This is a genomic window from Streptomyces longisporoflavus, from assembly GCF_014649775.1.
In the GTDB taxonomy this organism is placed as follows: Bacteria; Actinomycetota; Actinomycetes; order Streptomycetales; family Streptomycetaceae; genus Streptomyces; species Streptomyces longisporoflavus.
In genome coordinates this window covers 22,948-44,969 of sequence record NZ_BMTR01000007.1, presented here as the reverse complement: position 1 = coordinate 44,969, position 22,022 = coordinate 22,948, and the positions used below count along the sequence as shown (strand labels likewise).

The 22,022-nt window shown below is 70.1% G+C and carries 18 protein-coding genes; 10 read left to right on the top strand and 8 right to left on the bottom strand.

Annotated features, from left to right (window positions below; translation table 11 throughout):
* Positions 1-25: 25 nt before the first annotated feature.
* The 3 genes from IE226_RS15955 (at position 26) to IE226_RS15945 (ending at position 3,481) form a co-directional block, all read left to right on the top strand.
* Entirely contained in the window at positions 26-358 is a 333-nt protein-coding gene (locus IE226_RS15955) for a DUF3817 domain-containing protein (RefSeq protein ID WP_190081893.1), read from the top strand.
* Positions 359-431: 73 nt separating this feature from the next.
* Positions 432-2,132, top strand: coding sequence for a coenzyme B12-dependent isobutyryl-CoA mutase large subunit (gene icmA, locus IE226_RS15950; protein WP_190081892.1), 1,701 nt, complete (start codon positions 432-434; stop codon positions 2,130-2,132).
* Positions 2,133-2,371: 239 nt separating this feature from the next.
* On the top strand, positions 2,372-3,481 hold the full coding sequence (locus IE226_RS15945) for an alpha/beta fold hydrolase (protein WP_229871049.1): 1,110 nt from the start codon (positions 2,372-2,374) through the stop codon (positions 3,479-3,481).
* On the opposite strand, the gene IE226_RS15940 is transcribed toward IE226_RS15945, so the two are convergent.
* Both IE226_RS15940 and IE226_RS15935 read right to left on the bottom strand, forming a co-directional pair.
* Entirely contained in the window at positions 3,478-4,863 is a 1,386-nt protein-coding gene (locus IE226_RS15940; protein ID WP_190081891.1) for a sensor histidine kinase, read from the bottom strand. The genes IE226_RS15945 and IE226_RS15940 overlap by 4 nt on opposite strands.
* Positions 4,860-5,600 (bottom strand): response regulator transcription factor, encoded by a 741-nt coding sequence (locus IE226_RS15935; protein WP_190081890.1) that lies wholly within the window; start codon positions 5,598-5,600, stop codon positions 4,860-4,862. The genes IE226_RS15940 and IE226_RS15935 overlap by 4 nt, the downstream gene beginning before the upstream one ends.
* Before the next feature lie 64 nt (positions 5,601-5,664).
* On the opposite strand from IE226_RS15935, the gene IE226_RS15930 reads away from it, so the two are divergent.
* Together IE226_RS15930 and IE226_RS15925 are read left to right on the top strand one after the other, a co-directional pair.
* A complete protein-coding gene (locus IE226_RS15930) occupies positions 5,665-6,867 on the top strand; it encodes a UDP-N-acetylglucosamine--N-acetylmuramyl-(pentapeptide) pyrophosphoryl-undecaprenol N-acetylglucosamine transferase (RefSeq protein ID WP_373306962.1) in 1,203 nt (400 codons plus the stop codon).
* On the top strand, positions 6,864-7,871 hold the full coding sequence (locus IE226_RS15925) for a GDP-mannose 4,6-dehydratase (protein ID WP_190081889.1): 1,008 nt from the start codon (positions 6,864-6,866) through the stop codon (positions 7,869-7,871). The genes IE226_RS15930 and IE226_RS15925 overlap by 4 nt, the downstream gene beginning before the upstream one ends.
* 419 nt (positions 7,872-8,290) lie before the next feature.
* Here the strand turns inward: IE226_RS15925 and IE226_RS15920 are convergent, their stop codons facing one another.
* The gene (locus tag IE226_RS15920; protein WP_190081888.1) at positions 8,291-8,923 is read right to left on the bottom strand and encodes a TetR/AcrR family transcriptional regulator; all 633 of its coding nucleotides are present in this window, start codon (positions 8,921-8,923) and stop codon (positions 8,291-8,293) included.
* Between the two features lie 385 nt (positions 8,924-9,308).
* Between IE226_RS15920 and IE226_RS15915 the strand changes: the two genes are divergently transcribed.
* From IE226_RS15915 to IE226_RS15900, 4 genes are all read left to right on the top strand, one after another.
* A complete protein-coding gene (locus tag IE226_RS15915; RefSeq protein WP_190081887.1) occupies positions 9,309-10,295 on the top strand; it encodes a tetratricopeptide repeat protein in 987 nt (328 codons plus the stop codon).
* Positions 10,296-10,965: 670 nt separating this feature from the next.
* Positions 10,966-11,583 (top strand): DUF6230 family protein, encoded by a 618-nt coding sequence (locus tag IE226_RS15910; RefSeq protein WP_190081886.1) that lies wholly within the window; start codon positions 10,966-10,968, stop codon positions 11,581-11,583.
* A gap of 143 nt (positions 11,584-11,726) precedes the next feature.
* Positions 11,727-12,281 (top strand): DUF6114 domain-containing protein, encoded by a 555-nt coding sequence (locus IE226_RS15905; RefSeq protein ID WP_190081885.1) that lies wholly within the window; start codon positions 11,727-11,729, stop codon positions 12,279-12,281.
* Complete coding sequence (locus IE226_RS15900) at positions 12,271-13,644, top strand: hypothetical protein (protein ID WP_190081884.1); 1,374 nt, start codon at positions 12,271-12,273, stop codon at positions 13,642-13,644. Before IE226_RS15905 ends, IE226_RS15900 begins: the two co-directional genes overlap by 11 nt.
* Before the next feature lie 113 nt (positions 13,645-13,757).
* Here IE226_RS15900 and pyk read toward each other — a convergent pair whose 3' ends face one another.
* The 3 genes from pyk to pta form a co-directional block, all read right to left on the bottom strand.
* A complete protein-coding gene (pyk, locus tag IE226_RS15895; RefSeq protein WP_190081883.1) occupies positions 13,758-15,176 on the bottom strand; it encodes a pyruvate kinase in 1,419 nt (472 codons plus the stop codon).
* Between the two features lie 110 nt (positions 15,177-15,286).
* Positions 15,287-16,498, bottom strand: coding sequence for an acetate kinase (locus IE226_RS15890; protein WP_190081882.1), 1,212 nt, complete (start codon positions 16,496-16,498; stop codon positions 15,287-15,289).
* Positions 16,499-16,521: 23 nt separating this feature from the next.
* The gene (pta, locus tag IE226_RS15885) at positions 16,522-18,609 is read right to left on the bottom strand and encodes a phosphate acetyltransferase (protein WP_190081881.1); all 2,088 of its coding nucleotides are present in this window, start codon (positions 18,607-18,609) and stop codon (positions 16,522-16,524) included.
* 336 nt (positions 18,610-18,945) lie between these two features.
* On the opposite strand from pta, the gene IE226_RS15880 reads away from it, so the two are divergent.
* Positions 18,946-19,971, top strand: a complete 1,026-nt coding sequence (locus IE226_RS15880) for a 6-phosphofructokinase (protein WP_190081880.1) — start codon at positions 18,946-18,948, stop codon at positions 19,969-19,971.
* Positions 19,972-20,023: 52 nt separating this feature from the next.
* Here the strand turns inward: IE226_RS15880 and IE226_RS15875 are convergent, their stop codons facing one another.
* Positions 20,024-20,665, bottom strand: a complete 642-nt coding sequence (locus IE226_RS15875) for a helix-turn-helix domain-containing protein (RefSeq protein ID WP_308429482.1) — start codon at positions 20,663-20,665, stop codon at positions 20,024-20,026.
* A 352-nt stretch (positions 20,666-21,017) separates the two neighbouring features.
* Entirely contained in the window at positions 21,018-22,016 is a 999-nt protein-coding gene (locus tag IE226_RS15870; protein ID WP_229871047.1) for a hypothetical protein, read from the bottom strand.
* Positions 22,017-22,022 lie beyond the last annotated feature (6 nt).

Below are 22,022 nucleotides of genomic sequence, written 5' to 3'. Positions count from 1 at the left end.
AAAACGGGCCGATACGCTCGTAGGCATGAAGCGATCCGTGCTGACCCGTTACCGGGTGATGGCCTACGTCACCGCCGTCATGCTGCTCGTGCTGTGCACCTGCATGATCTTCAAGTACGGCTTCGACACGGGCGAGGGGCTGACGCTTGTCGTCTCCCAGGTCCACGGCGTGCTCTACATCATCTACCTGATCTTCGCCTTCGACCTGGGCTCCAAGGCGAAGTGGCCGTTCGGCAAGCTGCTCTGGGTGCTGGTCTCGGGCACGATCCCGACGGCCGCGTTCTTCGTCGAGCGCAAGGTCGTGCGTGAGGTCGAGCCGCTGATCGTCGACGGCTCCCCGGCCACCGCGAAGGCGTAACCGCACCGCCACGGAGAGACCCGTGGCGGTCAGCCATCGACATTTACTAGGACGTCCAAGTAAATTCGAAGGTATGGACGCTGATGCCATCGAGGAGGGCCGCCGTCGCTGGCAGGCCCGGTACGACACCGCGAAGAAGCGCGACGCGGATTTCACCACGCTCTCCGGCGATCCGGTCGAGCCGGTCTACGGGCCGCGGCCCGGGGACACGTACGAGGGTTTCGAGCGGATCGGATGGCCCGGCGAATACCCCTTCACCCGCGGACTGCACGCCACCGGCTACCGCGGCCGGACCTGGACCATCCGCCAGTTCGCCGGCTTCGGCAACGCCGAGCAGACGAACGAGCGCTACAAGATGATCCTGGCCAACGGCGGCGGCGGTCTCTCCGTGGCCTTCGACATGCCGACCCTGATGGGCCGGGACTCCGACGAGCCCCAGTCCCTCGGCGAGGTCGGGCACTGCGGGGTCGCCATCGACTCGGCCGCCGACATGGAGGTCCTGTTCCAGGACATCCCCCTCGGTGACGTCACGACGTCGATGACGATCTCCGGGCCCGCCGTCCCCGTCTTCTGCATGTACCTGGTCGCCGCCGAGCGGCAGGGCATCGACCCGGCCGTCCTGAACGGCACGCTCCAGACGGACATCTTCAAGGAGTACATCGCGCAGAAGGAGTGGCTCTTCCAGCCCGAGCCGCACCTGCGCCTCATCGGCGACCTGATGGAGCACTGCGCGCGCGACATCCCCGCGTACAAGCCCCTCTCGGTCTCCGGCTACCACATCCGCGAGGCCGGGGCGACGGCCGCGCAGGAACTCGCGTACACCCTCGCGGACGGTTTCGGGTACGTCGAGCTCGGCCTGAGCCGCGGCATGGACGTGGACGTCTTCGCCCCCGGCCTCAGCTTCTTCTTCGACGCGCACCTGGACTTCTTCGAGGAGATCGCCAAGTTCCGTGCCGCGCGCCGCATCTGGGCCCGCTGGATGCGGGACGTGTACGGCGCGCGGACCGACAAGGCCCAGTGGCTGCGCTTCCACACGCAGACCGCGGGTGTCTCGCTCACCGCCCAGCAGCCCTACAACAACGTCGTACGCACCGCTGTCGAGGCCCTCTCCGCGGTCCTCGGCGGCACGAACTCCCTGCACACGAACGCCCTCGACGAGACCCTCGCCCTGCCCAGCGAGCAGGCCGCCGAGATCGCGCTGCGCACGCAGCAGGTGCTCATGGAGGAGACGGGCGTCGCGAACGTCGCGGACCCGCTCGGCGGCTCCTGGTACGTGGAGCAGCTCACCGACCGCATCGAGGCCGACGCCGAGAAGATCTTCGAGCAGATCAAGGAGCGGGGGCGCCGCGCCCACCCGGACGGGCAGCACCCGATCGGGCCGATCACCTCGGGCATCCTGCGGGGCATCGAGGACGGCTGGTTCACCGGCGAGATCGCCGAGTCGGCGTTCCAGTACCAGCAGGCCCTGGAGAAGGGCGACAAGCGCGTGGTGGGCGTCAACGTCCACCACGGGTCCGTGACCGGCGACCTGGAGATCCTGCGGGTCTCTCACGAGGTCGAGCGTGAGCAGGTCAAGGTCCTCGGCGCTCGCCGCTCGGCGCGGGACGACGCGCGGGTCCGGGCCTCGCTCGATGCGATGGTTGCGGCTGCGCGGGACGGGTCGAACATGATCGGCCCCATGCTGGAGGCGGTCCGTGCGGAGGCCACCCTCGGGGAGATCTGTGGTGTCCTGCGGGACGAGTGGGGGATCTACACCGAACCGCCGGGGTTCTAGCTCGGGTGCTTTAGGCGCGTGGGGATCTGCGGGGCCATTGTGGCTGGTCGCGCAGTTCCCCGCGCCCCTTAAAGGCCCGTCGTGGCTGGTCGTGCCCGCGCGGCGGAGCCGCATGTGTCACAGTCCCGCGCCCCTGAAGGGGCGCCCGCCGGAGTTCGGCTGAAAGTTGTTGGTGTCAGATGCAAGGAGCTGGGTAGGCGCGCGCTCGCGTCAGTCCCTCCTGCCCCTGGAGTCACCCTGTGTCACCCGTGAGCCTGCCCGGCCCCACTCGTACCGCTGTGATCGCCATCGGAGCCGCCACCGTCACCCTGCTCGGCGCGCTGACGGTGTACGGCTCGGGTGAGGTCAGTGCGAGCCCGCCGGCGGAGCCCAAGGTGCAGGACACCTTCGACTCGCTCGGCCCCGCCGTGCACGCGGCGAAGCTCTCGAACGGCCGGACGGCCCACTACTCCGACACGGGGAACAAGAAGGGCAAGCCCGTCCTCTTCATAGGCGGCACCGGCACGAGCGCCCGCGCCGCGCACATGACGGACTTCTTCCGTTCGACGCGCGAGGACCTCGGCCTGCGCCTCATCTCCGTCGAGCGCAACGGCTTCGGCGACACGGAGTACGACGAGAAGCTCGGCAAGGCGGACTTCGCCGACGACACCCTCGAAGTACTCGACAAGCTCGGCGTGGACGACGTCAGCGTGATCGCCATCTCGGGCGGCGGCCCCTACGCGGCGGAGCTCGCCGGGCGCGCCCCCGAGCGCGTATCGGCCCTGCACCTCGCGGCGGCCCTGCCGCCCTACGGCGCGAAGCCCGAGTACTGCTCGATGTCCGACGACGCACTCGCCGACACCGTGAAGGACTCCATCAAGGACCCGCGCAAGTGGTGGGCCTTCCCGGACGACAGCCCCGTCAAGTCGATACCGGGCTTCGCCGACACGGCGTACGAGGAAGGCGCGCGGACCTACAACCAGCGCGGCCAGCAGGCCGACCCCGCGCCGCAGGTGCACGAGCAGAAGCTGTACTGCGGGCGTCCGGGCCCGGATCTGTCGAAGCTCGACGCGCCCGTCTACCTCTACGGCGGCGAGAAGGACACGACGGTGCCGCCGGCGACCCTCAAGACCTGGCAGGACGCGCTGCCCGGCAAGGCGAAGGTGCGGACGTACGCGGACTCCGGGCACGACGTGCAGTACCGCCACTGGGACCAGATCCTGGTCGACCTGGCCGGGCACGGCGACCGTACGGTCATCTGCCGCGGCAAACACACGCGCGTCCTGCCCGCCGACGAGGCCGACCGGCTCCTCGCGAAGGGCGCCAAGGGCAAGGCGACGCTGGGCAGCTGCGCCTGGAAGAACAACTAGCCGGGCGGCGTCAGCCTGAACAGCGCGCCCCCGCCCGGCGCCCCCTCCGCCGTGAGTTCCGCTCCGTGCGCGTGGGCGATCTGGCGGGCCATCGCGAGACCGAGGCCCGAGCCCGGCAGGGCGCGGGCCTTCTCGGCACGGTAGAAGCGGTCGAAGACGTACGGCAGGTCCTCCGCCGCGATGCCGGGTCCGTGGTCGCGGACCGTCAGGCCGGCGGGGGAGAGGGAGACCTCCACGGGCGTGCCCGGCGGGCTGAACTTGGCCGCGTTGTCCACCAGGTTGGTGACGAGGCGGGACAGCCGTGCCGGGACACCGGGGAAGCTCAGGGCCTCGGCGTCCGGCGTCACGTGCAGCGTGAACGGCACCTGCGGCCAGTGGCCGCGCGCCGCGTCCACGACGTGGGCGACCAGGGGAGCGAGCCGCACCTCCTCAAGGAGGGGCTGCGGCTCCTCGTCGCGTGCCAGCTCGATCAGGTCGTTGACCATGCCGGTGACCTCGCGGAGCTGGCGTGCGAGGGCGCCGGACGCCCGCTCGCGCTGCGTGTCGGTCAACCGGTCGGCGCGGGCGAGGAGTTCGGCGTTCGTACGCAGCGCGGTCAACGGAGTGCGCAGCTCGTGCGAGGCGTCGGCGACCAGGCGCCGTTGTGCGGTGACCGACTTCTCCAGCTCGGCCAGCATCGCGTTGAACGACGCCGCGAGCCGGGTCACCTCGTCCTCGCCGCCCGGCGGACCCGGCGGCAGCTCGATGCGGTGGCGGGCGTCACGCGTCGCCGCGATGCGTTCCGCGGTGGCGGTGAGGCGGGCGACCGGGGCGAGGCCGGTGCGCGAGACCCAGTAGCCGCCGAGCCCCGACAGGAGCACGCCGGCGCCGCCCACCGCGGACAGGAGCCCCGCGGCCTGCCGCACGCCGCGCTCGGCGATGTCGGCGCGCAAAGCCACCTGCACGGCGTCACCCTTGCCGTAGTGGGTGGTGTACATCCGGGTCGGCCGCCCGTGCAGCGTGAGGCTCGTGTAGTACGGCGCCGCCTGCCCCTTCGCGACCTCCCGCGTGGACGCGGCCACCGGCAGCAGATACGGCTTCGCGGGGTCGTCCGCGGGGTCGGCGGGGACGATCTGCGAACAGGCGGGGGCGCCCAGATAGCGGCACTCGCCCGTGACGACGCCCGGCTCGTCGTCGAAGTTCCGCTGCTGCGCGATGAGGGTCGCCGACTGGGTGAGGTTCTGGTCGAGCTGCTGGTAGAGCTTGTAGCGGATGACGAGGAACGCGGCCACGCACACCCCGACCGCGACAAGGGCGACGGCCGCCGCCGCGGCGAGCGCCAGCCGGGTGCGCAGCGGGCGCCTGCGCCGCCACCGGGCGCCGAGCCTGCGCCGGGCGCTCACGGGCTGCCGAGCCGGTAGCCGACGCCGTGCACGGTGTGCACGAGGCGCGGCTCGCCGCCCGCCTCCAGCTTGCGGCGCAGGTAACCGACGTACACGGCGAGGGAGTTGGAGTCGGGCCCGAAGTCGCGTCCCCAGACCGACTCCTGGATGAGCTCGCGCGGAAGGACCTGCCCCGCGTTGCGCAGGAGCAGTTCGAGCAGGGTGAACTCGGTGCGGCTGAACTCGACCGAGCGGTGGCCGCGGCGGCCGGTACGGGTCGACGGGTCCAGGACCAGATCGCCGTACGAGAGGTCGTCGCCCTCGGCGGGGGAGTGCGGCCCGGGGGCCGCGCGGCGCAGCAGGGCGCGGACGCGGGCGACGAGCTCGTCGAGGGCGAAGGGCTTCACCAGATAGTCGTCGGCGCCCGCGTCGAGGCCGTCGACGCGCTCGCTGACGGAGCCGAGGGCGGTGAGCACGAGGACCGGCGTGCGGTCGCCGAGGGCGCGCATCTGACGGCAGACGGCGAGGCCGTCCATGACCGGCATCATCACGTCCAGAACCACGAGGTCCGGCTCCCAGCGGGCGATGGCGCCGAGCGCGCGGCTGCCGTCCTCGGCGCCGCGCACCAGGTGCCCCTCGATCGTGAGACCGTCCTCGACCGCCGCCCGGACCTCGGGGTCGTCGTCGACGACGAGGATCTTGGCGGGCGGCGGGCCGCCGCCGGTCACGGGTGGGCCCGGCCTGCTCGGGAAACTCATGGACCCAAGGTGCCAAACGCGGCTCTTAAAACCCTCTTAGACCTGCTCGTGATGCTCCATTGCCATGCGAACACCCGATATGCGAATTCCCGGGGGAGCGGCGCGTGCTCCCCGGGCCGGGGCCCGCGCTCCTCTCTCCGTCGTCATCGGCGCGGGCGGCACCGGCGGGCACATCTATCCGGGGCTCGCCCTCGCCGATGCCCTGCGGCGGGCCGTGCCGGGCGCGGTCGTCTCCTTCGTCGGCACGGAACGGGGTCTCGAGACCCGGCTGATACCGGACGCCGGATACCGCCTCCACACCGTCGACATGATCCCGTTCGACCCGTCCCTCGGCGCCAGGCGGTTCCTGCTGCCCGCCGCCTTGGTGAAGTCCGGCGCCCAGTGCCGGGCGATCCTGCGGGAACAGGGCGCGCAGGTCGCCGTCGGGATGGGCGGTTACCCCAGCGCTCCCGTCATCGTCGGCGCCAGGATGGCCGGCCTCCCGAGCCTCATCCACGAGTCCAACGCCGTCCCCGGCCGCGCCAACCGTTTCGCGGCCCGCCTCACCCCGAACATCGCCGTCGCCTTCGACCGCAGCCGGAAGCATCTGCCGGGCGGCGAGCACGCGTACACCACCGGGATGCCCATCGCGGCGCCGCTCGCCGCGCTCGACCGGGGCGCGCTGCGGGCCGAGGCCCGCCGGGAGTTCGGGGTGCCGCAGGGAGCCCGGCTGCTGCTCTTCAACGGCGGCAGCCTCGGCGCGGCCCGGCTCACCGAGGCGGCCGTGGGGCTCGCGGAGCGCTGGCGGCACCGCGACGACGTACAGCTCCTCATCAAGACCGGGCCCGCGGCCCTCGACGAGACGCGGCGACGCCTTACGGAGGCGGGCGTGGAGGCGACGGCTCGCGCCGTTCCCTACCTGGACCGGATGGACCTCGCGTACGCCGCCGCCGACCTGGTCGTCTGCCGTGCCGGTTCGGCGACGGTCGCCGAACTCGCCGCCACGGGCGTCCCGGCCGTCCTCGTCCCCTACCCGCACGCCCCCGGCGACCACCAGACCCACAACGCGCGGGTCCTGTCCGACGCGGGCGCGGGGCTGCTCCTCCCCGACGGCGAGACGACGGCGGCGCGGCTCGCCGAACTCGTCGGACCGCTGCTCGCCGATCCGGCGCGGCTCGCCGCGATGAGCGGGGCGGCCGATCCGGGCCCGCACGCGCGGGCCGCCGACCTGCTGGCCGCGCGGGTCATCGAACTCACCCACCTCACCCCGCACTTGGAGTACGCATGAGCAGCAACGACGGCACCTTCAGCTGGGCGGGCCGCACGGTCCTGGTCACCGGGGCGGAGGGCTTCATCGGCTCGACGCTCGTCGATCTGCTCCTGGAACAGGGGGCGAAGGTCCGCGCCTTCGTGCACTACAAGCCGTACGGGGAGAAGGGGCACCTCGCCCATCTCCTCGGGGACCCGCGGGTCGAGATGCTCGCGGGCGACGTACGGGACGCGGGGCGCGTGATGGACGCGGTGGCGGGCTGCGACACGGTCTTCCACCTGGCCGCGCTGATCGGCATCCCCTACTCGTACGACTCACCGGGGGCATACGTCCAGACGAACGTCGTCGGCACCGAGAACGTCGCGGAGGCGTGCGGGCGGCACTCGGTACGGCGGCTCGTCCACACGTCCACGAGCGAGGTGTACGGGACGGCACTGACGGCACCCATCAGCGAGGACCACCCCCTCCAGCCCCAATCCCCGTACTCCGCGTCGAAGATCGGCGCCGACATGATGGCGCTGTCCCACTTCCACGCCTTCGAGCTGCCGGTGACGGTGGTACGGCCCTTCAACACGTACGGTCCGCGGCAGTCGGCCCGTGCGGTGATCCCCACGATCCTCGCCCAACTGCACTCCGGTGCGCGGGAGATCAAGCTGGGCTCGCTGACGCCCACGCGGGACTTCACGTACGTGACGGACACCGCGCGCGGCTTCATGGCGCTCGCGGCGTGCGAGGAGGCTCTCGGGCATGCGGTGAACCTCGGGGTGGGGCGGGAGATATCCGTCGGTGACCTGGCGGAGGCGTTGATCGCGGCGTCCGGCCGCGAGGCGGAGGTGGTCGTCGACCCGTCCCGCCTGCGGCCCTCGGGCAGCGAGGTGCGGCGGCTGCTTTCGGACAACTCCAGGGCGCGAGCTTGGACGGGCTGGAGCCCGTCGGTTTCCTTGGGCGAGGGCTTGCGGCGGACGTCCGCGTGGGTCGCGGAGAACCTCCATCTCTTCCCCGCCGACCGCTACCAGGTCTGAGCAGCTTCACTTGCGGGGCTGGTGGGGGCCTTGTCCCGCTGCCTGCGGGTTGGTGGGGCGGTCCCTTGTCCCGCTGCCGGCTGGTGGGGCGTGCCTTGTCTCGCTGCCTGCGGGTTGGTGGGGCATCCCCTGTCCCGCCGCCTGCGGGTTGGTGGGGCGTGCCCTGTCCTGCCGCCTGCGCTGGTGGGGCTGTCCCCTGTCCCGCCACCTGCGGGCTGGTGGGCGTCCCCTGTCCCGCCGCTTCGCGGCGGATGTCTCCCGCCCACCCACCCGATCACCCCGGATCACGGGTGGGTGGGTGGGGACAATCCGCCGCGAAGCGGCGGGACAGGACCGGCTGAATCGCACCCGCACCCGCATCGGCAGCGCAGCCGCAGCGCTAAGCGGCAGGGAGGGGGCCGCTGAAGGCCCCCGGCCAGTCAAGGCCGGGACGTAGCCGCAGCCAACCCCCCGAGCAAGAGCAACGTAAAGCGGTGGGCCCACTCCTCGTCCACCGGCTCCGCGCTGACCAGAGCGCGGTGGACCACCGCGCCGGCGATGACGTCGAAGATGAGGTCGGCCGTGTGACCCGCGGCGGCGGGGTCCGGCTCCGGGGGGAGTTCACCCCGCTCCTGCGCCCGCTTCCGCCCCGCGAGGACCAACCGCTTCTGGCGGTCCACGATCGACGTACGGATCCGCTCGCGCAGCGGCTCGTCCGACGTCGACTCGGCGACCACCGCCATCAGCGCGGTCTTCGTCTCCGGACGGCCCAGCAGCGCCGCGAACTGGAGCACCACGCCCTCGATGTCCGCGGCCAGGCTGCCGCGGTCCGGCAGTTCGAGCTCGTCGAAGAGTTCCGCCACCGCGTCCACGACCAGCTCGCTCTTGCCCGCCCAGCGCCGGTAGAGCGTCGTCTTGGCCACGCCCGCGCGGGCGGCCACGTCGCCGAGGGTCAGCTTGGACCAGCCGAGATCGACCAGGGCCTGACGGGTCGACTCCAGGATCGCGGTGTCCGCCGCCGCGTTGCGGGGACGGCCGCCGGTGCGGGCGGAAGGGGGGATGCGGCTCTGCATCCCGTGACCATACCGGCCAGTACGGAGCGGGCCGGAGCCGTTACGACCTGCGGCGAGTGAGGCAGATCACCGACATTCGCGCAGGCCCGCCGCCCACGCGGCAGTCCATGGCAGTTACGCTACGACTCGTAGCGAAAGAGATGTGGGCGGGACGAACGGCAACTCCTCGGCGCCCACGCTCTTTCGCCGGGTGACAACCACAGCGACACCACAGCGACACGTAGCCACACCAGAGCGACAAGCACCGGCAACAGGGTGGGGACCCTGCGCCGACAACCATCGGTCCTCCTCGGGACCTTGGCGCCACGGCCGTCCGCGGCCCCGCAATCCGGCGGGGGGCTTCGGACGGGCGCGGTTCCCGTACGGCTTGGGGGAGGATGTACTTATGCAGCCACGGAACATGTCCATGAGCGGAGTCGTCGACCTCGCCGCCGTGAAGGCGGCCCAGGAGGCCAAGGCGAAGGCGGAGCAGGCGCGCGCCGAAGCGGCCAGGCAGGGCGGGGGCTCGGTGCCCGGCGTCTCTCCGTCGAGTCTCGTCATCGACGTCGACGAGGCCGGTTTCGAGCGCGAGGTCCTGCAGCGTTCCACCGAAGTGCCCGTCGTCATCGACTTCTGGGCCGAGTGGTGCGAGCCGTGCAAGCAGCTGAGCCCGCTGCTCGAAGGCCTCGCGCGGGAGTACAACGGCCGTTTCGTCCTCGCCAAGATCGACGTGGACGCCAATCAGATGTTGATGCAGCAGTTCGGGGTCCAGGGGATCCCGGCGGTCTTCGCGGTGGTGGCCGGACAGGCCCTGCCGCTCTTCCAGGGCGCGGCCCCGGTGGAGCAGATCCGCCAGACCCTGGATCAGCTGATCCAGGTGGGCGAGGAGCGCTTCGGCCTGACCGGTCTCGTCGTGGACCCGGACGCCGGGGGCGGGGAGCAGCAGGAGGCCGCGGTCGCCGAGGTGCCCGCGGGCCCGTACGACGCCTTGCTCGAAGCCGCTGTCCAGGCGCTCGACGCGGGTGACCTGGCCGGCGCCGTCCAGGCGTACCGCAATGTGCTGGGCGACGACCCGGGCAACACGGAGGCCAAGCTCGGCCTCGCCCAGGCCGAACTGCTCCAGCGCGTGCAGGGTCTGGACGCCCAGCAGGTCCGCAAGGACGCCGCCGACCGTCCCGAGGACGTGGCCGCGCAGATCGCCGCCGCCGACCTGGACCTGGTGGGTGGCCATGTGGAGGACGCCTTCGGGCGGCTCATCGAAACGGTCAGGCGCACGGCGGGCGACGACCGGAACGCCGCGCGGGTGCGGCTGCTCGAACTCCTCGAAGTGGTCGGCTCCGACGACCCGCGGGTGACCGCGGCCCGCACGCAGCTCGCGCGGGTGCTTTTCTGAGCGACCCCGGTCGGCTCGACTGATCAGGCTGTTCGCCCCTTCGCGGGCCGTTCGCTGACCAGTCCCTAAACGCTGGGGCTTGTGATGCCCGAGTGAAAATTCGCCGTTCAGGTGTCACAGTGGCCGCGCTTTACCAAAACTTGGTAAACGCGGCCACTGTTACTTGGAGTAAGTCCAGGTCAGGTTTCTGTCCTGGTGTGTCCTTCAACATCCCGGTCTGTTCTTGGCCATGGATGCACCGTCCGTGCCCGACCGATACCGGGCGGTCGTGCTTCGGTTATCGCGCCGTTACTAGCGAGTAACGAACCCCCTTGTGCGGGGGACGAGAATGCACCACGATCGGCGACGCTCGGTCCAATAAACCCGCAGCCCGGAAGCCAGCCGGGCGCGGGGTTTCTGGGTCCCCACCGAGCAGACCGGAGACACCCCGTCGCCGGTCTAGGACAGGGGGGTCTCTGCCGTCCGGCAGGGCCTGTCCGGCAGGTTGTGCGTGTCGCGTGCGACCAGTGGTTGTCGCTCGGGGGTGATCGCCGGTGAGTGGCGCGATGAGCGCCTCCCATGCGGGCGCTCTCCTTCCCGAGGACGTAGCGCTTCTCCCATCCCTGCCCGGCTGAGCCGCCCTAACGGGGCAGTCAGGGCCGGAGATGTACGTCCGAGAAGGAGGAAAGTCATGGAGTCCGTGGCTCGTGGCGGAACCAGATGGAAGCGGTTCGCCGTAGTCATGGTGCCGAGCGTCGCGGCGACTGCCGCGATAGGCGTGGCCCTCTCGCAGGGTGCACTCGCGGCATCGTTCAGTGTGTCCGGTCAGCAGTTCAAGGTGACTGCCGACCAGCTCGACGGTACGGGTTTCGTCCAGTACGGGGCGCTTGACAGCGGCAAGTCGGGTAACCACCCGGTCGCCGTCGTCGGCCTCGAATCGGCCAAGATCACCAACCTGTGTCAGTCCGTCGTCGTTCCGGTCCCCGTCTTCGGCGATGTGTCGATGACCCTGAAGGCCGGCGCCAAGGGTGGCCCGCGGGTCGAGGCGAAGAAGCTTTACATCGACGCCGATGATCTGCAGGCCGACGCGACGTTCACCAACGTGGACATCGGCGTCTCGGTCGACCGCACCACCAAGGGCCCTGGTCCGTCGAAGGGCGACAAGTACGCCCCGGACTCGTTCGCGCAGCAGGCTGACAAGGTGCGTTTCACCGACGTCAAGCAGCGTGCGTGGGCGACCACCGCCGGCACCTTCAAGCTCTCTGGCCTGGGCATGTCGGTCAAGAAGGGCAAGCACGAGTGCTACTGAGGCAACTGATGCCTTAGCAGCGGCACTTCTTGCGAAACACGGCCGGGCGCGGGGGCGCGACGGATCTCGAAACTCACACCGTCCCCGTGCCCGAATCCGCAGGACACACAGAACCAACGCCATTCCCCGAGGAGCTGTACGACATGAGCGCCGAAGCGCAAGTGGGACTGGGCGACAAGCTCGGCCGGATGCGCCGATCGTTCCGAGGGTGGCGCGGTCAGCGCCCGTTCTGGGGTGGTCTGCTGACATTGCTCGGCGGCATCCCGATCATGTACTTCCCGTACGCGAACCTCACGCTCGGCACGATGACGATCCGGATGGCGACGACCGCCGGTGCCGGTTCGCTGATCATCGGCGTCCTGCTTGTCGTGCTCGGCCTGACCATGTGGTTCCAGCCGCACTCCAGGATCTTCGCGGGCGTCGCGGCGATCCTGCTCGCCCTCGTATCTCTGGTGGTCTCCAACTTCGGTGGCTTCGTCATCGGCTTCCTGCTCGCCCTGACCGGTGGTGCCCTCGGCATCTCCTGGGCGGCGGCCAAGCCGGCGAAGAAGTCCGCGAAGGAGCGGACCGACAGCTCCGACATCGGGGCGCCGGAGCCCGCGGCCGCGGGGGCCGCGAACGGGGTGAGCGGCACTACGGACGATCTGTCAGGAACGAGCCCGGACAACGGGACGAACGGGAGGCACCGTGCCGGCTGACGAGGTGCACCATGAGGACTCCGCGGGGCCGCCCCGCGCGAGATCCGGGCCGCGCCACGCGGCACCCAGAAAGCCGCTCCTGACCCGCCTGCACGTACCGGCGGGCAAGGCGATAGCCATCGCGGCCATGCCGACCGCAGTCCTCATGGGCATGGGCCTCACCCCCCAGCTCGCGCAGGCCAAGCCGCTGCCGAAGAACCCCTTCCAGGACGGCCCGTGCGTCACGGCGCCGGACGACGCCTCCAAGGACGCCGAGAAGGCTGCCGAGGAGAAGGCGGAGAAGGAGAAGGCCGAGCAGGAGAAAGCCGAGCAGGAGAAGGCCGACAAGAGCGGCAAGGACGACTCCGGCAAGGCCACCGCCGAGCCGACGCCCTCGCCCTCCGCCGGTGACAAGGCGGGCTCGGACCCTGACGGCTCTGGCAGCCCCGACGGCTCTGACAGCTCCGACACAGCCGAGCCGACCCCGTCGGAATCCGAGGACAAGGCCGAGGAGCCCGCTCCGGAGCCCTCCGAGACCAAGAACCCGCTCGACCCGCTGGGTGTCGGAGACGCGCTCAAGGACATCTTCACGCCCGACGAGAAGGAGTCCGCGAGCCCGACGCCGACCCCCTCCGCCTCGGAGGAGGGTGAATCCTCGGAGTCCTCCGGGACCTCAGGGTCCGAGGAGTCCGGCAAGGACCCGGTCAAGGACACCGTCGACGACGTCACCAAGCCCGTCGAGGACACCGTCGACGGGGTCAAGGACGGCGTCGAGGACGGTGCCGACAAGGCCGAGGACGAGGTCGACAAGGCCAAGGAGGACGCCGAGAAGGCGGCCGACGAGGCTGCGGAGAAGGCCAAGGAAGAGGCCGAGGACCCGATGGCGCCGGACGAGAACGGCAAGAAGCCGTTCCCGTGCGTGGTCGAGAAGAAGGTCGACGGAAAGGCCGAGCAGACGCCCGCGCCGATCCCGAACCAGCCGTGGCACCTGGAAGCCAGCTCCCTGACCCTCAAGGGCGCGGACTACCAGGGCGTCGTGAACCTGACGATGCCCAACGGCGAGACCAAGCAGTCCCTGAAGTACGTCGTCGACAGCACCGACATCGGCGACCTGCATCAGATCGTCGACGGCCCGGCCGGCAAGAAGTACCACGTGCAGGCCGAGAAGGGCTCCACGTCCACCATCCGTGACGGCAAGACGACGATGTATACCGAGAGCATCTCGGGCAAGCTCTTCGGGCTGATCCCGATCACGTTCGACCCGGAGCACCCGCCGCCCCTGAACATCCCGCTGATCTACTTCACGGACGTGAAGGTCAAGCAGGCGGGCCAGTTCGGCGGCAACCTGCACATCCCCGGTCTGCGCCAGACGATCACCGACTGATCTGCACCGCTGATCTGCACCGCTGATCTCACCGCCGATCTTCACCGGGAGCCGCAAAGCGCTGAGGGCGCCCCCTGCCACAGGGGGCGCCCTCAGTGTCGTATCAGGGCATGTCAGCTGCCCAGGTGGTGCACCCGCACCATGTTCGTGGTGCCGGGGACGCCGGGGGGCGACCCCGCCGTGATGATCACGGTGTCGCCGTCGTTGAAGCGGTTCAGCTTGACCAGTTCGGCGTCGACGAGGTCGACCATCGCGTCGGTGTTGTCGACGTGCGGCACGACGTACGAGTCCACGCCCCAGCTCAGGGTGAGCTGGTTGCGGGTCGCCTGGTCGGTGGTGAAGGCCAGGATCGGCTGGGCCGCGCGGTAGCGGGACAGTCGGCGGGCCGTGTCACCGGACTGCGTGAAGGCGATCAGCGCCTCGCCGCCCAGGAAGTCCGCGATCTCGCACGCGGCACGGGCCACGGAACCACCCTGCGTACGCGGCTTCTTGCCGGGCACGAGCGGCTGGAGACCCTTGGAGAGCAGCTCGCCCTCGGCCGCCTGGACGATCTTCGACATCGTCTTGACGGTCTCGATCGGGTACGCGCCCACGGACGACTCGGCGGACAGCATGACCGCGTCCGCGCCGTCCAGGATCGCGTTGGCGACGTCGGACGCCTCGGCGCGCGTGGGGCGCGAGTTGGTGATCATCGACTCCATCATCTGGGTCGCGACGATCACCGGCTTGGCGTTGCGGCGGCACATCTCCACGAGGCGCTTCTGCACCATCGGGACCTTTTCGAGCGGGTACTCGACGGCCAGGTCACCACGGGCGACCATGACGGCGTCGAAGGCCGCGACGACGCCCTCCATGTTGGCGACGGCCTGCGGCTTCTCCACCTTGGCGATGACGGGGACCCGGCGGCCCTCCTCGTCCATCACCTTGTGGACGTCCTTCACGTCGGCGGCGTCGCGCACGAAGGACAGGGCGACCATGTCGCAGCCCATCTTCAGCGCGAAGCGCAGGTCCTCGATGTCCTTCTCGGAGAGCGCGGGCACGTTCACGGCCGCGCCGGGCAGGTTGATGCCCTTGTGGTCGGAGATGACACCGCCCTCGACGACGATCGTCTTCACCTGCGGCCCGCTCACCTCGACGACGCGCAGCTCGACGTTGCCGTCGTTGATCAGGATCTGGTCGCCCTTGGAGACGTCACCGGGCAGACCCTTGTACGTGGTGCCGCAGATGGACTTGTCGCCGGGGACGTCCTCGGTGGTGATGGTGAACTCGTCACCGCGCACCAGCTCGACGGGACCCTCGGCGAAGGTCTCCAGGCGGATCTTCGGACCCTGCAGGTCGGCGAGGACGCCGACGGCACGGCCGGTCTTGTCGGCAGCGGCACGGACGCGGTCGTACCGCCCCTGGTGCTCGGCGTGCGTGCCGTGGCTGAAGTTGAAGCGGGCCACATTCATGCCGGCCTCGATCAGCGAGACGAGCTGCTCTTCGGAGTCGACGGCGGGGCCCAGCGTGCAGACGATTTTGGAACGGCGCATAGGGGCGATCCTATCGGTTTGTTTCGCTACGGAATATTCCGTCTGGTGGAATCTACAAATGGGCGGAACTGCGCTCAGGCGTTGCGGTGCTTAATTCCCGTGAATTGCGGTTATGACGGGTTCCCGACCAGCGAGTACGTCTGCTGCGCGATCTCCAGCTCCTCGTCGGTGGGTACGACGGCGACCGCGACCCGTGCGTATTCCGGTGAGATCAGCCGGGCCTCGTCGGAACGTACGGCGTTGAGTTCTCCGTCGACCGCGAGCCCCAGCTCCTCCAGGCCCGCGACGGCAGCCTCCCGTACCGGCGCCGCGTTCTCACCGACCCCCGCCGTGAAAGCGACGGCGTCCACCCGGCCGAGCACCGCGTAATAGGCGCCGATGTACTTCTTCAGCCGGTGGATGTAGATGTCGAAGGCGAGCGAAGCGGCCTGGTCGCCGTCGTCGATCCGGCGCCGGATCTCCCGCATGTCGTTCTCGCCGCAGAGTCCCACCAGACCGCTCTTCTTGTTGAGCAGGGCGTCGACCTCGTCGATCGACATCCCGCCGACGCGGGCCAGGTGGAAGACGACCGCCGGGTCCACGTCACCGGAACGGGTACCCATCACGAGCCCCTCAAGCGGCGTCAGCCCCATCGATGTGTCCACGCATCGCCCGCCCCGCACGGCACTGGCGGAAGCGCCGTTGCCCAGGTGCAGCACGATGACGTTCACGTCCTCCGGCGCCTTGCCGAGGAGCCACGCGGTCTTGCGGGACACGTACGCGTGGGACGTGCCGTGGAAGCCGTAGCGCCGCACGCGGTGCTGGTCGGCGGTGGCCACGTCGATCGCGTAGCGCGCCGCGGACTCCGGCATCGTGGTGTGGAACGCCGTGTCGAAGACGGCGACCTGGGGGAGATCGGGGCGCAGGGCCTGTGCCGTACGGATGCCGGTGATGTTGGCCGGGTTGTGCAGCGGCGCCACCGGCACGAGGCGCTCGATCTCCGTGAGCACCTCGTCCGTGATGACGGTGGGCTCGGTGAACTTCAGGCCGCCGTGCACCACACGGTGCCCGATCGCGGCGAGGTCGGGGGAGTCCAGGCCGAGCCCGTCGGCGGACAGCTCGGCGGAGACCGCCTTCAGGGCGGCCTCGTGGTCGGCGATGGGCTCCTCGCGCTCACGCTCCTCGCCGCCTCCCGACAGCGGGGTGTGCTTGAGCCGTGAGGTCGCCTCGCCGATGCGCTCGACCAGGCCGACCGCGAGACGGGAGCTGTCGCGCATGTCGAGCAGCTGGTACTTCACCGACGAGGAGCCGGAGTTGAGGACGAGGACGCGGGTGGCGCTCACAGGAGAAATGCTTTCTGTAGACGTCATACGGAGGGGGCGGCGGCGGTCGGCCCCTGGGCCTGGATCGCGGTGATCACGACGGTGTTCACGATGTCCTGCACGAGAGCGCCGCGCGACAGGTCGTTGACCGGCTTGCGCAGACCCTGGAGGACCGGGCCGACGGCGATCGCGCCGGCCGAGCGCTGGACGGCCTTGTACGTGTTGTTGCCGGTGTTCAGGTCCGGGAAGATCAGCACGCTGGCCTGCCCCGCGACCTCCGAGTCCGGCAGCTTCGTCGCCGCGACCGTGGGCTCCACGGCGGCGTCGTACTGGATCGGGCCCTCGATCTTCAGGTCCCCGCGGCTCCTGCGCACCAGCTCGGTCGCCTCGCGGACCTTGTCGACGTCGGCGCCCGACCCGGACGTACCCGTCGAGTACGAGAGCATCGCGATCCGCGGCTCCACGCCGAACTGCTCGGCGGTGGCCGCCGCCTGCACGGCGATGTCGGCCAGCTGCTCGGCGTTCGGGTCCGGGTTCACGGCGCAGTCGCCGTACACGAGCACCTTGTCGGCCAGGCACATGAAGAAGACGGAGCTGACGATCGAGGCGTCGGGCTTGGTCTTGATGATCTCGAACGCGGGTCGGATCGTGGCGGCCGTGGAGTGCACGGAGCCCGACACCATGCCGTCGGCGAAACCGCCCTGCACCATCAGGGTGCCGAAGTAGTTCACGTCGGAGACGACGTCGTACGCGAGCTCCACGGTGACGCCCTTGTGGGCGCGCAGCTCGGCGTACTCGGTGGCGAACGCGTCACGGAGCTGCGAGGTCCTGGGGTCGATGAGCTGCGAGTCGGCGAGGTCGACGCCGAGGTCCGCGGCCTTCTTGCGGATCTGCTCGACGGGGCCGAGCAGCGTCAGATCGCAGACGCCGCGGCGCAGGAGCACATCGGCGGCGCGCAGAACGCGCTCCTCGGTGCCCTCGGGCAGGACGACGCGGCGCTTGTCGGAGCGGGCCTGCTCCAGGAGCTTGTGCTCGAACATCATCGGCGTGACGCGGTCGCTGCTGGGGGCCTGTACGCGGCTGCGCAGGCCCGCCGTGTCCACGTACCGCTCGAAGAGCCCGAGGGCCGTCTCCGCCTTGCGGGGCGTGGCGGCGTTCAACTTCCCCTCCAGGGCGAAGAGTTCGCCCGCGGTGGGGAAGGAGCCGCCGGAGACGGCGATGACCGGGGTGCCGGGCGCCAGCCGGTCGGCGAGCTTCAGGATCTCCTCGCCGGGCTGTTCGTTGAGGGTGAGCAGGACGCCCGCGATGGGCGGCGTACCGGCGCTGTGCGCGGCGAGGGAGCCCACGACGAGGTCGGCGCGGTCGCCGGGGGTGACCACCAGGCAGCCCGGCGTCAGGGCGTTCAGGAAGTTCGGCAGCATCGCGCCGCCGAAGACGAAGTCGAGCGCGTCACGGGCGAGCCCCGCGTCGTCGCCGAGCACGACACGGCCGCCGAGCGCGTGGGTGATCTGGGCGACCGTGGGGGCGGCGAGGGCGGGCTCGTCCGGCAGGACGTAGCTGGGCACGGGGAGCCCGGCGAGGCTGTCGGCGATCTCGTCGCGGTCGGCGGGCGCCACCCGGTTGGTGACCATCGCGAGGACGTCGCAGCCCAGGCTCTCGTACGCCCGGTAGGCGTTGCGCGTCTCGGCGCGGACGGACTCGGCGGTCTGGTTCTTGCCGCCGACGACGGCTATTACCGAGGCGCCGAACTCGTTCGCGAGCCGGGCGTTGAGGGACAGCTCGTCCGGGAGCTGGGTGTCGGCGAAGTCGGTGCCGAGCACGAGGACGACCTCGTAGTCCCTGGCCACCCGGTGAAAACGGTCGACGAGCCGGGAGACCAGCTCGTCGGTGCCCTGTTCCGCCTGGATGGCGGAGGCCTCGTGGTAATCCATGCCGTAGCCGGACGAGGCGTCCTGCGCGAGCCGGTAGCGGGCGCGGAGAAGATCGAAGAGACGATCCGGCCCGTCATGGACGAGCGGCCTGAAGACCCCCACGCGGTCGACCTGGCGGGTCAGGAGCTCCATGACTCCCAGCTCGATGACCTGGCGGCCGTCGCCCCGGTCGATCCCGGTCACGTACACGCTGCGCGTCACGCGTGCTCTCCCCTTCTTCGCTGGCTCTCTGGCCGGCTCTCTGAACCGGCTCTTCCGACCGGCTCGGGGCTGAGGGCCTCAAGCCTGGACAAATGACCCGATATGGTTGCCGTGCCCTCTTGACAATACCTCTGCGGCTGGCTAGGTCGCCCGCCGGACAAGGGCCCGGTTCAGCGGGCCTCAAGCCCTTCTCCCCAGGATTGGGCGGAGCAGCCGTGAGACGGGGGAGCCCTGTGGCAAAACGGGGTACCCGATGTGTGCGCGGCGACTGGTTCGCGGCCATGGAACAATCGGACCGGCTCACACGCATCAACAGCGAGCAGGAGACACAGCACGATGCGCATCGGAATTCTCACCGCAGGCGGCGACTGCCCCGGCCTCAACGCTGTGATCCGGTCGGTCGTGCACCGAGCCGTGACGCACTACGGCGACGAGGTCATCGGTTTCGAGGACGGTTACGCGGGTCTGCTCGACGGCCGCTACCGCTCCCTCGGCCTCAACGAGGTCAGCGGCATCCTGGCCCGTGGCGGAACGATTCTCGGCTCCTCCCGCCTGGAGCGCGACCGCTTCCGCGCGGCCTGCGAGGACGCGGCCGCACTCGCCAAGGAGATCGGCTTCGACGCCCTGATCCCCATCGGCGGCGAGGGCACGCTCACCGCCGCGAAGATGCTGTCGGACGCGGGCCTGCCGGTCGTGGGCGTCCCGAAGACGATCGACAACGACATCTCCTCCACGGACCGCACCTTCGGCTTCGACACCGCGGTGGGCGTGGCCACGGAGGCCATGGACCGCCTCAAGACGACGGCCGAGTCCCACCAGCGCGTGATGGTCGTCGAGGTCATGGGCCGCCACGCGGGCTGGATCGCCCTGGAGTCGGGCATGGCGGGCGGCGCGCACGGCATCTGCCTCCCCGAGCGCCCCTTCGACCCCGCTGACCTGGTCAAACTGGTCGAGGAGCGGTTCTCGCGCGGCAAGAAGTTCGCGGTGATCTGCGTCGCCGAGGGCGCCCACCCGCAGGAGGGCACCATGAATTACGGCGTCGGCGCCATCGACCAGTTCGGCCACGAGCGCTTCCAGGGCATCGGTACGGCGCTCGCGTTCGAGCTGGAGACCCGCCTCGGCAAGGAGGCCAAGCCGGTCATCCTCGGCCACGTCCAGCGCGGCGGCACCCCGACGGCGTACGACCGCGTACTCGCCACCCGCTTCGGCTGGCACGCGGTGGAGGCGGTGCACCGCGGCGACTTCGGCCGCATGACGGCGCTGCGGGGCACGGACATCACGATGGTGCCGCTCGCGGAGGCGGTCACGGAGCTGAAGACGGTGCCGAAGGACCGGATGGACGAGGCGGAGTCGGTCTTCTAGGGGGTCCGCCGCCTTCTCCGGGGGTTTCGCCGGGCGGGCGGGCGGCCGGGGTTCACCCCGTGCCGCCGCTGCCCGTACCCCGCACCTGAGTCCAGAAGTGCTCCAGGATCTTGTCCAAGTAGTCCTTGCCCGCGCTCCCCGAGGCATCCGCCCCGGCGCCGCCGCCCCAGCTGAGCGTCCGCACCATGCGTGACTGGTAGTCGGCGTGCAACTGCTGGAGCACGTCTTCGATGTGCCGCTTGGGCACGGGCAGCAACTTGCTGACGGGCCGGACGTACCCCTGCCAGCGGCTGGTCACGGCGCTGCGCAGCAGTTCGGCGAGGTCGTCGGCGCGTCCGATGACGGTGATGAAGTCGGGCAGCGGGAGCTGCAGCACCTCGGCGAGGGCGGCGGACTGCCGCTCGTTGCCGCGCCAGGTGTCGGTCTCCTCCATCCGCAGATAGGCCTGGATCTCCACCCCGCATCCCCGGGCCACGTCCTCGGGCGCGAGCCCACGCGCGAGCCGGTGCTCGCGCAGGGTGGTCGCGGCGCCCATGAGCTCCCCCGGAGAGCACCACAGGGTCCCCGCCAGGGCGGTGAGCTCGGCGGAGGTGGGCGAGGCGAGCCCGCGCTCCCAGGCGGCGATGGTTTCGGGGGTGATGTAGGTGAGCCCATAACTGGCCCGCATCCCGTAGGCGACATGCCCATGAGCCATCCCGAGGGCTTCACGAAGACGCCGGGCGGCGGGGAAGTCGAACGGGGGAGTGGGCTGGTGCGGTGACGGCTGGCTGGGTTGCACGGGCACACCGTATGGGCGCGGGGGGCCGGCGACTACGGTGCGTTCATACGAGGTTGCGGATTGGTGTGATGCTACGGGTGGTGGTTCCCACGTGTCAGCCGCTCTGCGGACGGTTCACGTCGACGGAGATCCGCACCCCGGAGCTGGAAGCGAAAACGGCCTGCTCATCCGGATCGCCCGGCGTCGGGTCCTTGTCCAAGTCAAGGACATGCCAATCCGCCGGACGATCCCCCGCCATACCGCAACCCCCGACTTGTTGTGCCGTCGTCTATCGGTTGATGGACTGGACTTCCTCGACCACGACCTCTTGGTCCGCGCCGAACTCTCCGTCAGGGAGTTCTTGCGGTTCGTTCACGCCGGTGCCGGTCCAGCTGATCTTCCAGGTGACCGTTGCCTTGAGCGGGTACGAGCCGTCGCCGGACGAGCGGAGGTACCTCACGCCGCAGGGCGGGTCCTCATCGGACTTGCCCTTGGCGTACGGTTCGCCGATTTTGCCGTCCTTGATGGGGCAGGCACCGGAGGAGGGGTAGGTTTCGGCGTCCTTGGTGCCGGGGTCGATCTTGAGGGAGATCGGTTCGGCGGTGGTCGTCGCCTCGATGTCGAGCACGGGGACCCTGGCCGTCACCGACACCGGCTTGAACTCCTTGTCGTCCAACCAGGCCCAGGTCGGCAGGTTGACCTTCGTCTCCCCCTCCGGAGCGAGGGTCACCTCGGTGCCGGGTACGCGGACTTCGGCGTACGCGAGCTGCGCGAGGATCTCGGGAGTGATGGCTTCGGGGGTGTCCGCCGGGGGCGGGTCGCCGTTGTCGACCCAGAAGGTGGGTTTGTCACAGGAGTCCCAGCCGGGCGGGTAGCTGTCGTTGGCGAAGGACGTCCACCAGTAGCCCTTCCCTGCCTTGTCCAGGTTGAAGTCCTTGTACGGCTCACCCTGCACGTACCGCTTGCGCTGCTCCAAGTCCCACTCATGGCCGGTCGACTCGGCCTGCCAGATCGGCTCGACGTACTTCTTGAACTGGGCGGGGGTGTACTTGGGGGCGTACCAGCAGGGAGGCGGGGCCCAGTTCGTGGCAGGGGTCACGGCGCCGGTCTTGGGACCTGTCCCGTTCTTGGAGCGGTCGTAGACGATGCCGGAGGCGGTGGCTGTGGCCTTTCCGTCGCCTCCCGACTCAGTCGGGCCTTCGGCGCCCCCATTGGTGCTCCCGCCGTTGCCGTAGCCCGCCCATGCCTGCCCCGAGGCGAACAGGGACGAGGCCACGGCTATAGCCATGACAAC